This is a genomic window from Stenotrophomonas sp. 10N36, from assembly GCF_056395005.1.
Map to the genome: position 1 here is coordinate 19033 of NZ_JBFTIS010000020.1, position 13063 is coordinate 32095.

A 13063-nucleotide genomic window follows, 5' to 3' on the forward strand; every position below is an offset into this window, starting at 1 on the left:
GGCGCAGCCACGCATGGCGTGGATCTACCCGATCATGCGATCACGGCCGCCAGTTGGCATTGCTCTCCCAGAACGCCACCGCACGCGCATAGGCGTCACGGTCCAGCGGTACGCCCGATCCGCCCTCGTCCACGCCCAACGCGTTGCGCATCATCGTGATCGGCGCCATCGGCACTTCGTCCGGCTCGGCGGTGTAGATGCAGCCGACGATGCCCCAGTCGGCGTCGATCGGCGAGCCTTCCTTGGCCAGCTGTTCGGCGCTGTAGAGGATCACCACCAGGTAATTCGCGCGCGGCGATTCCACACCCTCGAACCAGCGCACCAGCACCGGCAGTTCGTTGCGGTTGCGTGCTTCGTACGCGCTGTGCAGCTGGTGGCGGTTGGCGTCGGTGATCGGCACGGTCAGGCAGCGCGTGCTGGTCCAGTTCTCGTACACGAACAATTTGCAGAACGGCGCGTAGCCGTCGAGCACCTTGAACGGCGCGTGCGCATTGAGGTGCGCCTGGAACTGCTCGGCGGTGCAGTCCTGGATGGTGTTGCCGCGTGGGACGCGCGGGAACAGGCGGGGACGGGCGAATTCGGTGAGGACGATGGACATGGGGCACGCGATGGCTGGCAAGCGCAGAGGGTAACCCAGGGCGTGTACGCCAACGCGCTTTCCGCACGCCACCGGTGAAGGCCGCGGCACTGGAAAGACGCGCGCATGTGTAGGAATCTCTGGCAACCGGGTTGCGTCGCGACCCTGTCCAAGGATGAAGTGCCATGCCTGCAGCAAAGGAAGCAGGACCCACCACCGCGTTGCGCCGCCGGTTACGCGTTGCCCTGCGCGCAGGGATGATCTGCGTAGCGGGCGGGCTCGCACTGTGCGTCCTTTGCCTGTGGTGGCCCAGCCCGTCGGCCCCGCTTCCGGAGGCTGCCAACAGCCGCCTGATCGTCAATGCGCGCATCATCGACGTGCGCCTTGGCAGCGCGGGTTCGCCTACCCACGTACTCGTGGAAGCAGGACGAATCGTGCAGGTCGGACCGGCGGTGAAGGCCGGCGCAGGCGTGCCGGTGTTCGACGCCGCGGGAGGCTACCTGCTGCCCGGCTTCTGGGACATGCACACGCATGCCTTCCAACTGTCGCCCCAGCTGCACTTCCCCGTGTCCGTGGCCAACGGCATCACCGGAACGCGCGACATGATGGATTGTCCGCAGGACCGGGACAGCCTGATCGCCTGCGTGGCCGACAAACGCCGTTGGACCCGACTGGCCGACACCGGTCGCATGACGGCACCGCGCTTCGTGGAAGTGGCCAGCTTCTACTTCGAGGACCCCGCGATGACCCCGGCGCAGGCGGCAGCGCGTGTGGCGGTCTATCGGGCCAGGGGCGTGGACGCGTTGAAGGTCTACAACAAGGTCGCCCCAGCCACCTATCTGCGGCTGGCAGCCGAGGCGCGGCGCCTGGACATGCCCTTGGTCGGGCACCTGCCCAAGGCAGTTCGCCTGGACGATGCCCTGCAGCAAGGTCAACACAGCTTCGAACACGCCCATCTGCTCGCCCGTCACTGCTTCCGCGATGCAGACCACTGGCGCAGCGGTGCGCTGGATCAGCTTGATCCCATCGAGCTGACCGAACGCATGGTGGCCGGGTATGACGCGGCGGCCTGCCAGCGGGGCATCGATGCGATGCGCGCAGCAGGCAGCTGGTGGGTTCCCACCCACGTCACCCGGGAAGAGGATGCGCGCGCGACGGATCCCTCGTTCCTCGACGACCCACGGCTGGCCTATCTCGACCCGCTGTCGCGCTGGGCCTACAAGGACGATCTGGCCGCGACGGCCGCGCGATACCCCGGTCCACGTGGCCACGCCGCACTCAACCGCTACTTCGATCACGGCCTGGCGTTGACCGCCGCGGCGTACCGCGCAGGCGTACCGGTGCTGGTCGGTACGGATACGGCCATTGGGGGCTTCCGCTTCCACGACGAGATGGCGCTGCTGGTGCGCGCCGGACTGTCGCCGGCCGACGTACTGCGCGCGGCGACACTGGATGCCGCCCGCTACGCGGGGAAGGAACACGAGCATGGTTCGGTGGAGGTCGGCATGCTCGCCGACTTGGTTCTGCTCGATGCAAATCCCTTGGAAGACATCGCCCATACACGCCGGATCCAAGCCGTGTTCATGGGCGGGCGATTGCACGACCGGAAACACCTGGACGACCTGTTGGCGTTCGCCCGCGCCCAGGCGCGGTCACCCGCGGTGGCAGCCAAGCTGGTGTGGGGCTTCCTGCGCAGCCCGGTCAGCGCGGAGCTGTGATCGTCCCGCCCCGGTCTGCGTGACACGCTACGCCATCAGCCCAGGATCGCCTCCAGCGCCTGTTCCAACCTCGGGTGCTTGAACACGTAACCGCCCTCCAGCGCGCGCGCCGGCACCACGTTCTGCCCGGTGAGCAGCAGCCCGGCCATTTCCCCGAACGCCAGCTTCAGCGCGAAGGCCGGCGTGGTCAGCACCGCAGGCCGGCCCAGCACCTTGGCCAGGGTGCGCGCGAATTCGGCATTGGTCACCGCCGCCGGTGCCGTGCCGTTGTAGGCGCCGCGGGCGGTGTCATGGGTCAGCAACCATACGATCAATCCCACCAGATCCTCACGATGGATCCAGCTCATCCATTGGTCGCCATCGCCCATCGGACCGCCCAGCCCCAGCCGGAACGGCGGCAGCATCCGCGCCAGCGCGCCACCGTCGCGATCGAGCACGATGCCGGTGCGCACCACGCAGGTGCGGATGCCCAACGCGTCGGCCTTGAACGCCTCGGCCTCCCACTGCCGGCACAGCATCGCGGCGAAGTCGTGCCCGGGCGAGGCGGCCTCGTCCAGCGGGGTGGCATCCCCCGGCCCGTAGTAGCCAATCGCCGAACCGGATACCAGCACCTGCGGCGGTGTCGGCAATGCCTGCATCCACGCCAGCAGTGTGCGCGTGGTGCCGATCCGCGAGGCGTGGAAGGCCTGCTTGCGGGCGTCGGTCCAACGGCCCTCGGTCAGCGGTTCGCCGGCCAGGTTCACCACCGCCTGTACCGGTCCCACGTCGTCCAGCCGCCCCACGTACTGCACGCCCGGCGGCGGGGTGCGGCCGGGGGTGCGGGTCAGCACGCTGACCCGGTGGCCCTGTTCCAGCAGACGTTCGCACAGTGGGCGGCCAATGAAACCCGTGCCGCCGGTGATCAGGATGTCCATCTTCACTCCGCCCTCTCTGGACAGGCACTGTAATCGACATCGCGTGCAGGTTACGGCAGCACTCTTTTACATTCATCGCGATGAAGCGATATGATGGCCGTACACCCGCTGCCGCCGCCGCCCATGACCGCCATCAGCTTCGAGTTCTACCCGCCCAAGACCGATGACCAGCGCGCCCAGCTCGACCGCACGGCCGCCAAGCTGAAGGCGTTCGCGCCGGAGTATGTGTCGTGTACGTTCGGTGCCGGCGGCTCGACCCTCAGCTACACCTCCGAAACGGTGCGCCACCTCAAGCAGCACCACGGGTTCGAGGCGGCCCCGCACCTGTCCTGCGTGGGCGGCAGCCGCGAGGAAATCCGCGAACTGCTCAAGCTGTACCGCGCCATCGGGTGCCGCCGCATCGTCGCCCTGCGCGGCGACCTGCCCTCGGGCATGGGCCACCCCGGCGACCTGCGCTATGCGTCGGACCTGATCAGCTTCATCCGGGCCGAGCACGGCGATGCGTTCCGCATCGAAGTGGGCGCCTACCCGGAGACGCACCCGCAGGCCAACGATGCGCTGCTGGACCTGAAGCACTTCAAGACCAAGATCGACGCCGGCGCCGATGCCGCGATCACCCAGTACTTCTTCAACGCCGATGCGTATTTCCATTTCGTCGATGCGGTGCGCGCGCTCGGGGTCACCGTGCCGATCGTGCCGGGCATCATGCCGATCTCCAACTTCAGCCAGCTGCGCCGTTTCTCCGAACAGTGTGGCGCGGAGATCCCGCGTTGGATCGGCAAGAAGATGCAGGCCTACGGCGACGATGCCGAATCGGTGCGCGCGTTCGGTGCCGAGGTAGTCGCCGGTCTGTGCGAACGGCTGGTGGCCGGCGGCGCGCCGGGGCTGCATTTCTACACCCTCAATCTGGCCAAGCCGACCACCCAGGTGTTGAAGCTGCTCAAGGGCTGACACCTGCGCAAATCGCTTGCAGATAACGCCGGCGCGGCTACTCTGCTGCGATGAAACTGCTTCTGCCGCTCCTGCTGTGCGCGCTGTGCCTGCCTGCCCCGGCATCGGCGCAGGCGCAGCGCGTGAACCGGTGTACCAACGCGCAGGGCCAGACCGTCTTCACCGACCGCCGCTGCGACGCGCTTGGCGCCACCGAGCGGATGCCGGCCCGCACGCCCACCGTGGGCAACACCGGCATCTACCGCGCCGGATGCGCGCGTCGGCTCAGCGAGTTGACCGGGCAGATCCGCGATGCGGTCAGCCAGCAGGACGTGAACCGGCTGTCGTCCATCTACCTGTGGAACAACGTCTCCAATGCCACCGCCAACCAGATCATCGGGCGGCTGGAATCGGTGGTGCAGCGGCCGCTGGTGGATATCGCGCCGGTGTATCCGGCCAGCGATGAGAGTGCGGTGGTGGCGCCTGACGCTGCGCCGGTGCTGGGCAGCGATGGGCAGCCGATGGCGGAGGTGGCGCCGCGCCGGCCGCGCCCGGTGGGGCTGCGGCTGGAGCAGACGCTGGGCAGCACGGCGACGCCGGCGCGCACGGTGTTCGGGCTGCGGCGGCAATACGGGTGTTTTTGGATCACCCTGTAGCGCCGGGCTCTGCCCGGCAGAGGGAATCGCCAGGCATGGCGGCCAGGCGGCATGAAGTGCCGGGCTCTACCCGGTGGCATGAATTGCCGGCCAGCGGCCGGCACTACCGCGGGGTCAGGTGGGCCAGAGCGCGCGGATGGCGGCGATGCCCTGGGCGCCGTGTCGGCGGGCCTGGTCGATGTCGTCCGGGTGCAGGCCACCGAGCGCATACAGCGGCAGCGAGACCTGCTCGCGCAGGGCTTCGAATGCGTCCCAGCCCAGCGGCGTGCCGCCGGGATGGCTGGCGCTGGGCTGGACCGGGCCGAGCACGGCGAAGTCGCAGCCCAGCCGTTGCGCGGCCTGCAGCTGTTCCAGGTCATGGCAGGAGGCGGCCACCAGCTGGTCGGCCGGCAGCGGGCGGGTGTCGAGCTGCAGCAGCTGTTCGCTGCCCAGGTGCACGCCGACGCCCAGTCGCTGGGCCAGGTCGATGTCGCGGTTGAGCAGCCACTGCACGCGGCCACGGTGGCTCTGGATGGCCTGTTCGGCCAGCGCCACCCGGGCCGGGCTGGCGGGGGTGCGCAGCTGGATGCGGCTGACCCCTGCGGCCAGTGCCTGGGCCAGGCGCTGGTGCCATTCGTGGTGGGCCTGGGCGTGGTCGGCCTCGGGCTCGGGGGTGATCAGGTAGCGGTCGGGCTGGCGCAGCGCGGCCACCACCGGCAGGTCGGCCGGCGGCATCGAATAGCGCGACAGCTTGTCCGGGGTCACCCAGGTGATGGCCTGGCCCTCACGCCCGCGCGGGCTGCCCTTCCAGCTGCTGATCCGGCGGACTTCCAGCCGCAGCCGCTTGTCGGGGTAGATCTGCGGCACGTCCATGATCCACTCGCCCACCTCCGCTTCGATCCCCAGTTCCTCGCGCAGTTCGCGCACCAGCGCCTGCTCGGAGCTTTCGCCGGGCTCGCGCTTGCCGCCGGGAAACTCCCAGAGGCCGCCCATGTCGCGGTCTTCGGTACGACGGTTGAGCAGGATGCGGCCGCGGGCGTCAGTGATGACGCCGGCCACGACGTGGATCGATCGTTTGGGGGATGGCATGGGGGGAGCATGCCCAATACCGCGGTGCTGGCGCAATCCCGGAAAGCATCGGCCGGTGCCGGGCCGAGGTGCAGCCACGCCTGGCGTGGCTCTACCCCGGATAGCAGACGCCCCGCACTTGGCGGGGCGTCCGGGGGTCAGGTGAGCTGACCGTGGCAGTGCTTGTACTTCTTGCCACTACCGCAGGGGCACGGGTCGTTGCGGCCCACCTTGGGCTCGTCGCGGTTGACCTGGGCCACGCCGTTCTGCGCCGCTTCCACCTCTGCGGCCTCTTCGTCGGCGCTGTAGCTGCCGGCGTCCTGGTGCTGGAACTGCGACTGCAGCAGGCGCGCCTGGGCCTGCTGGCGCTCGGCCTGCTCCAGCGCTTCCACTTCTTCTTCGCTGCGGATGCGCACGCGCGCCAGCAGGGTCACCACTTCGCGCTTGACGTTCTCGAGCATTTCCGAGAACAGCTCGAAGGCTTCCTTCTTGTATTCCTGCTTGGGCTGCTTCTGCGCGTAACCGCGCAGGTAGATGCCCTGGCGCAGGTAATCCATGCGTGCCAGGTGCTCCTTCCAGCTCTGGTCGAGCACGGTCAGCATCACGTGCTTTTCCAGCGCGCGCATGGTGTCTTCGCCCACGCCGGTTTCCTTCTCGGCGAAGTGCGCATCAATGCGCGCCTGCACCTTCTCGGCGATGGCTTCGGCATCCAGTTCTTCGTGCAGCTTGACCAGCCCCACCACGTCCATCTGCACGCCGAGGTCGGCGGCCAGGGTGGCTTCCAGGCCCGGCAGGTCCCACTGCTCGTCGATCGAGTTCGGCGGGACGAAACGGGCCACGATGTCGTAGATCACGTCGCCGCGGATGCCGTCCACGTTGTCCTTCACCGACTCGGCGTCCAGCAGCTCGTCGCGCTGGGCGTAGATCACCTTGCGCTGGTCGTTGTTGACGTCGTCGAAGTCGAGCAGGTTCTTGCGGATGTCGAAGTTGTGCGCTTCCACCTTGCGCTGCGCCTTTTCGATCTGGCGGCTGACCAGGCGGTCTTCGATGACGTCGTCTTCCTTCATGCCCATCATGCGCATCGCCTTCTGGACCCAGTCCGAGGCGAAGATGCGCATCAGGTTGTCTTCCAGCGACAGGTAGAAACGGGACGAACCCGGATCACCCTGGCGGCCGGAACGACCGCGCAGCTGGTTATCGATACGGCGCGATTCGTGGCGTTCGGTGCCCACGATGTGCAGGCCGCCGGCGGCCTTGACCGCGTCATGGCGCTTCTGCCATTCGGCCTTGACCTGGGCGCGCTGTTCGTCGGTGGCGTCTTCGCCCAGCTCGTGCAGCTGCGCTTCCAGCGAACCGCCGAGCACGATGTCGGTACCGCGACCGGCCATGTTGGTGGCGATGGTCACCGCACCGGGCATGCCGGCGTTGGCGATGATGGTGGCTTCGCGATCATGCTGCTTGGCGTTGAGCACTTCGTGGTGCACGCCGGCCTTGCGCAGGTGCTCGGACAGCATCTCCGAGGTTTCGATCGACGTGGTACCCACCAGCACCGGCTGGCCGCGCTCGTTGCAGGCCTGGATGTCGGCCAGCACGGCGTTGAACTTGCCGGTACGGTTGAGGAACACCTGGTCCGAACCGTCCTTGCGGATGGTCGGGCGGTTGGTCGGGATCACCACCACTTCCAGGTTGTAGATGCTCTGGAATTCGTAGGCTTCCGTATCGGCCGTACCGGTCATGCCGGACAGCTTCTTGTACATGCGGAACAGGTTCTGGAAGGTGATGCTTGCCAGGGTCTGGTTCTCGCGCTGGACCGGCACGCCTTCCTTCGCTTCCACCGCCTGGTGCAGGCCGTCGGACCAGCGGCGGCCGGCCAGGGTACGGCCGGTGAATTCGTCCACGATCACCACTTCACCGTCGCGCACGATGTAATCCACGTCGCGCTGGTAGATGGCATGCGCGCGCAGGGCGGCATTGAGGTGATGGACCACGGTCAGGTTCTGCGCGGCGTACAGGCCTTCGGTCTCGGCATTGAGGATGCCCGCTTCCACCAGCAGCGCCTCGGCGTGCTCCATGCCCGCTTCGGACAGGTGCACCTGCTTGCCCTTCTCGTCGACCCAGAAATCGCCTTCGCCGTCTTCGGCTTCCTGCTTGATCAGGCCCGGAACCACGCGGTTGACCCGGATGTACAGCTCCGGGGAATCGTCGGCCGGACCGGAGATGATCAGCGGGGTACGCGCTTCGTCGATCAGGATGGAGTCGACTTCGTCGACGATGGCGTAGTGCAGGCCGCGCTGGTAGCGGTCCGCGCGCGACAGCGCCATGTTGTCGCGCAGGTAGTCGAAACCGAATTCGTTGTTGGTGCCGTAGGTGATGTCGCTGGCGTAGGCCTCGCGCTTGTCACCGTGCGGCATGCCCGGGTAGACCACGCCCACGCTCAGGCCCAGCCAGTTGTACAGCTTGCCCATCTGCGCCGAGTCACGGCGAGCCAGGTAGTCGTTCACGGTGACCACGTGGACGCCCTTGCCTTCCAGCGCGTTGAGGTACACCGGCAGCGTCGCCACCAGGGTCTTGCCTTCACCGGTGCGCATTTCCGCGATCTTGCCCAGGTGCAGCACCATGCCGCCGATCAGCTGCACGTCGTAGTGGCGCATGCCCAGCACGCGGCGGCTGGCCTCGCGGCAGACCGCGAAGGCTTCCGGCAGCACCTTGTCCAGGGCTTCACCGTCAGCAATGCGCTGCTTGAACTCCGGGGTCTTGGCCTTGAGCTGCTCGTCGGAGAGCTTTTCGATTTCCGGCTCCAACGCATTGACCTTGGCGACGATGCGGTTGAGCTGGCGCAGCTGTCGTTCATTACGACTGCCGAAGACGCGGGTAAGCAGGCTGTTGATCATTGAAGGAACCGGTTGGAATGAGACGCCCCAACGGCCACGCCCTCCCCGGGGGATGCGTCGGCCGCAAACGAAACAGGGCGCACTGCGCCCTGTCTATGGCAATACCCATTGTAGCTTGGGTCGGCCGTCAGGGGTTTCAACCCCGTGGCGGCAGTGCCGGCCGCTGGCCGGAAACCGCATTCGGTCACCTCGCAGGCAGTGCCGGCCAGCGGCCGGCACTACCAGACGGGTTCAGCCGCGCGAAACGCGCCCGACCGGGGTATTGCCGCCGTCGCCGAGGAACTTGCGCGGGTTGACCACCTGGCCGCGTTCCCACACCTCGAAGTGCACGTGGGCACCGGTGGAACGGCCGGTGGAGCCGGCTTTGGCCACTTCCTGGCCGGCGCGCACCAGGTCGCCCGGCTTCACCACCAGGCGCGAGTTGTGCGCGTAGCGGGTGACATAGCCGTTGCCGTGGTCCACGTCGACCACGTTGCCGTACCCGCCCTTCACGCCGGCGAAGCTGACCACGCCGTCGGCCACCGACATCACCGGGTCACCGACCTTGGCGTGGAAGTCCATGCCCTTGTGGGTGGCCGCACCGCGACCGAACGGATCGCTGCGGGTGCCGAAGTTGGAGGTGATGTAGGTATTGCGGATCGGCATGCGGCCGGGCACCGCGTTCTGTTCGAGCTGGTGGTCGAACATCAGTGACTCCATCACCGACAACTGGCGGCCTGAAGCAGCAAAGCGCTGCTCCAGCACCTGTAAGTCGGCATTGACCGCGCTGACCGGGATGTCCTGGGTCGGGCCGGGCTCGCCTTCACCGAGGCCGGGGGTCTCGTTGAAGTCGAATTCGCCGTCTTCCAGCTTGCCCATCTGGGTCAGCCGTTCGCCCAGGGCGTTGAGACGGGTGGCCTGCGCCTGCAGTTCACCCATCCGCGCTGCCAGCGCGTTCACCTGGGTCTGGGCGTCTTTCTGGGCCTGCGCCAGCTCGCGTTCCTGCTGGGCGACCTTGGCGTGGAGCCGGGAATCATTGAACATGCTGCCGCCGATGCCGGCACCGAAGCCGATCAGGCAGCCAACCCCCAGCACGCTGCCCAGCAGGGCCCGGGGTGAATCTTCGAAGTAGAAACGCAAACGCGCCAGGGGCGTCTTGGCCTTTCCTTCACGCGTTTTGATTACGATCTTTTTGAATGCCATCAGTGAGTTTTCATGTCTGAGCCGAAATCCAGTGCGCGATCCCCATCCACGCCGAAGCCGGCGCTGGATGCGGTGATGGCGGACAAAGCCGGTAACCCGCTGCGCCGAGCCTTGTGGCTGGACGCACTGGACCGTCAATTGCGCCCCCATTTACCGCCTGCACTGGCCACCCGTTGCCGGCTGGCGAATGTAAACGGCGAGCACCTCGTTTTTCTCGTCGATTCCCCCGTGTGGCACGCCAAGTTGAGGCTTGCCGAAGCACAGTTGATCGACGCGGCCCGGTCCATCGGGCTGAAGGTCACCAAGGTGACCGTCAAAACTGCGGCTGCCCCTCCTCCACGCTCCCCAGCGATCGATAACAGGAATGGCCCCCACGCAGTTTCAGCCGCCACGCACAAAGGGCTACGCGACGCGTTGGCCTGCCTGAAGGACATGGATTTCACCAAATCCTGAAGGCATCGGGGCATCCGGCCCCTTCCCCGACGCGTCACGAGCACGTGAACTTGTCAGGGAACCGGCCAGCATCGTAGCCGTGGAACGTCGCCCAGTCGTTAGTCTTTTATTAAAATTGCGTTAAATTCAGCAAGAACCTCGATCAGGTTCACAATTCCGTGACCTGTGCACGTCCACGGTTCATTGACATCAAGATCACCCCGCGGTGACCCTGAAAACGCAAAACGGCGCCCTGGGCGCCGTCTGTTTTCAATGAAATCAATGCGATACCGGGCAGGTAGAGCCACCCCATGGGTGGCTGCCACGTAAAGCCCAGATCAGGCGTAAGCCGGCACCCCATAAACCACCGGAGCCGTAGCGGCCGCGGCGTCATAGCTCACCCACTCCCACGCCGTGGCGTCGGCCATCAGCGCGCGCACCAGCTTGTTGTTGAGGGCATGGCCGGACTTGAAGCCTTCGTAGGCCCCCAGCACCTGGCCACCGGCCAGGTACAGGTCGCCGATCGCGTCGAGGATCTTGTGGCGCACGAACTCGTCGGCGTAGCGCAGGCCGTCGTCGTTGAGCACGCGGAATTCGTCGAGCACGATGGCGTTGTCCATCGAGCCGCCCAGGCCCAGGTTGCGCTCGCGCATGTACTCCAGGTCACGCATGAACCCGAAGGTGCGCGCGCGGGAGATTTCCTTGGTGTAGGCGGCCGTGGAGAACTCGATCTCGGCGCGCGACTGCTTGGCCGGGATCATCGGATGATCGAACTGGATGGTGAAACCGAGCTTGTAGCCCTCGTAGGGCTCGAAGCGGGCGACCTTGTCGCCTTCGGTCACTTCCACCGTCTTGAGAATGCGGATGAAGCGCTTGGGGGCGTCCTGTTCGGCGATGCCCGCCGATTGCAGCAGGAACACGAATGGCCCGGAGGAACCATCCATGATCGGCAGTTCGGCCGAGGACAGCTCCACGATGATGTTGTCCACGCCCAGGCCGGCCAGGGCCGACATCAGGTGTTCGACGGTCTGGATCTTGGCCTCGTGGTAGGTCAGCCCGGTGCACAGGGTGACTTCGGTGACCAGGTCCGCGCGTGCGGGCACTTCCACGACCGGCTCCAGATCGACCCGACGGAACACGATGCCATGGTTGACCGGGGCCGGGCGCAGGGTCATGTAGACCTTGTCACCGCTGTGCAGGCCAACGCCGGTGGCGCGGATCGTGTTCTTGAGGGTGCGTTGCGGAATCATGGGGAGCAGGACCGGGAGAGCGCGCAGTCAGCGCGACGGTGACAAACAAGAATAACACGCAGTACCACCACCCCTTTCTGAACCGAAAGACGGGCGGCAGACTGCCGGGCCACTCCGGGCCCGGCAGCAAGGGACATGGAGGCGCCTACCGGGGAGGACAAGGCCCCGGCATGCAGTCCTCAGTCCGCCTGGCGGCGCAGGAACGCCGGGATGTCCAGGTAATCGTTGGGCAGTTCAGCAGCCGCCGGGCCGGACGACGACGGAGCCGACGACGCCGGGGTATCGGCGCTCGGACGACGCAGGCCCATGCCCATGCCCATCCCGCCGACCGCCTTGGAGACCGCATCACCGCCGGTGTCGAACTCGCCGAACTCCGGCTGGCCGGTGGTGGCGTTGCGGACCAGCTTGATCGGTGCGCGCTCGCCCGGACGCTGGGTCTTGGACGCCACGACACGGTTCAGGCCGGTGGCCACCACGGTCACGCGGACTTCGTCCTGCATGTCCGGGTCCAGCACCGTACCCACGACCACGGTGGCATCTTCGGAGGCGAAGCCATCGATGGTGCGGCCGATCTCGTCGAACTCGGCCATGGTGAAGTCGGCGCCGGCGGTGATGTTGACCAGGATGCCGTTGGCACCAGCCAGGTTCACATCGTCCAGCAGCGGGTTCTGGATGGCGGCTTCGGCAGCGGCCTGGGCGCGGTCATCGCCACGTGCGGTGCCGGTACCCATCATTGCCAGGCCCATTTCGGACATGACGGTGCGCACGTCGGCGAAGTCGACGTTGATCAGGCCCGGACGCACGATCAGGTCGGCGATGCCCTGCACGGCGCCCTGCAGCACGTCGTTGGCGGCGCGGAAGGCCTGGATCATGGTGGCGTTGCGGCCCAGCACGGTGATCAGCTTTTCGTTGGGAATGGTGATCAGCGAATCGCAATGCTGGCTCAGTTCCTCGATGCCCTTCAGCGCGACCTGCATGCGGCGACGGCCTTCGAACGGGAACGGCTTGGTGACCACGGCGACGGTCAGGATGCCCATCTCCTTGGCCAGCTGTGCCACCACCGGTGCTGCACCGGTGCCGGTGCCGCCGCCCATGCCGGCGGTGATGAACACCATGTCCGCACCCTGCAGCGCGTCCATGATGCGTTCGCGGTCTTCCAGCGCGGCCTGGCGGCCGACTTCCGGGTTCGCGCCTGCGCCCAGGCCCTTGGTGACGTTGGTACCCAGCTGCAGCTGCAGCTTGGCACCGCAATTCTTGATGGCCTGCGAGTCGGTGTTGGCGGTGATGAATTCCACGCCGTCCACACTGGTGCTGACCATGTGCGCCACGGCGTTACCGCCGCCGCCGCCCACGCCGATCACCTTGATCACCGCATTGGGTGCCATCTTTTCAATCAGTTCGAAATGCGCCATGTCCGTGTCCTCGTTGTATCCGCTTTCGGTGGCATGGGCGGTCAGGCCTCCTGC

Annotated in this window: 11 protein-coding genes; 4 read left to right on the top strand and 7 right to left on the bottom strand. The window is 66.7% G+C overall.

Annotation, left to right across the window (positions count from 1 at the left end):
* Window positions 1–40: 40 nt before the first annotated feature.
* Window positions 41–598, bottom strand: a complete 558-nt coding sequence (locus AC1DCJ_RS17025) for a DUF3228 family protein (protein ID WP_478071470.1) — start codon at window positions 596–598, stop codon at window positions 41–43.
* Window positions 599–762: 164 nt separating this feature from the next.
* On the opposite strand from AC1DCJ_RS17025, the gene AC1DCJ_RS17030 reads away from it, so the two are divergent.
* On the top strand, window positions 763–2295 hold the full coding sequence (locus AC1DCJ_RS17030) for an amidohydrolase family protein (protein WP_478071471.1): 1533 nt from the start codon (window positions 763–765) through the stop codon (window positions 2293–2295).
* 35 nt (window positions 2296–2330) lie between these two features.
* On the opposite strand, the gene AC1DCJ_RS17035 is transcribed toward AC1DCJ_RS17030, so the two are convergent.
* On the bottom strand, window positions 2331–3209 hold the full coding sequence (locus AC1DCJ_RS17035) for a TIGR01777 family oxidoreductase (protein ID WP_478071472.1): 879 nt from the start codon (window positions 3207–3209) through the stop codon (window positions 2331–2333).
* A 123-nt stretch (window positions 3210–3332) separates the two neighbouring features.
* Here AC1DCJ_RS17035 and metF point away from each other — a divergent pair, with 123 nt between their 5' ends.
* The gene (gene metF / locus AC1DCJ_RS17040; RefSeq protein ID WP_038692495.1) at window positions 3333–4160 is read left to right on the top strand and encodes a methylenetetrahydrofolate reductase [NAD(P)H]; all 828 of its coding nucleotides are present in this window, start codon (window positions 3333–3335) and stop codon (window positions 4158–4160) included.
* Between the two features lie 50 nt (window positions 4161–4210).
* A complete protein-coding gene (locus AC1DCJ_RS17045) occupies window positions 4211–4795 on the top strand; it encodes a DUF4124 domain-containing protein (RefSeq protein WP_478071473.1) in 585 nt (194 codons plus the stop codon).
* Between the two features lie 114 nt (window positions 4796–4909).
* Here the strand turns inward: AC1DCJ_RS17045 and AC1DCJ_RS17050 are convergent, their stop codons facing one another.
* The 3 genes from AC1DCJ_RS17050 to AC1DCJ_RS17060 all read right to left on the bottom strand — a co-directional run bounded on the left by AC1DCJ_RS17050 (window position 4910) and on the right by AC1DCJ_RS17060 (window position 9915).
* On the bottom strand, window positions 4910–5863 hold the full coding sequence (locus tag AC1DCJ_RS17050) for a Nudix family hydrolase (RefSeq protein ID WP_478071474.1): 954 nt from the start codon (window positions 5861–5863) through the stop codon (window positions 4910–4912).
* Window positions 5864–6000: 137 nt separating this feature from the next.
* Window positions 6001–8733 (bottom strand): preprotein translocase subunit SecA, encoded by a 2733-nt coding sequence (secA, locus tag AC1DCJ_RS17055; protein WP_447591934.1) that lies wholly within the window; start codon window positions 8731–8733, stop codon window positions 6001–6003.
* A 231-nt stretch (window positions 8734–8964) separates the two neighbouring features.
* Window positions 8965–9915, bottom strand: a complete 951-nt coding sequence (locus tag AC1DCJ_RS17060; protein ID WP_038690496.1) for a M23 family metallopeptidase — start codon at window positions 9913–9915, stop codon at window positions 8965–8967.
* A gap of 12 nt (window positions 9916–9927) precedes the next feature.
* On the opposite strand from AC1DCJ_RS17060, the gene AC1DCJ_RS17065 reads away from it, so the two are divergent.
* On the top strand, window positions 9928–10368 hold the full coding sequence (locus tag AC1DCJ_RS17065; RefSeq protein ID WP_038690498.1) for a DciA family protein: 441 nt from the start codon (window positions 9928–9930) through the stop codon (window positions 10366–10368).
* Window positions 10369–10685: 317 nt separating this feature from the next.
* On the opposite strand, the gene lpxC is transcribed toward AC1DCJ_RS17065, so the two are convergent.
* Window positions 10686–11597 carry a UDP-3-O-acyl-N-acetylglucosamine deacetylase gene (gene lpxC, locus AC1DCJ_RS17070; RefSeq protein ID WP_038690499.1) on the bottom strand — a complete coding sequence of 304 codons (912 nt, stop codon included), beginning with the start codon at window positions 11595–11597 and terminating at the stop codon, window positions 10686–10688.
* A gap of 179 nt (window positions 11598–11776) precedes the next feature.
* The gene (gene ftsZ / locus AC1DCJ_RS17075) at window positions 11777–13009 is read right to left on the bottom strand and encodes a cell division protein FtsZ (RefSeq protein WP_038690500.1); all 1233 of its coding nucleotides are present in this window, start codon (window positions 13007–13009) and stop codon (window positions 11777–11779) included.
* Between the last annotated feature and the right edge of the window lie 54 nt (window positions 13010–13063).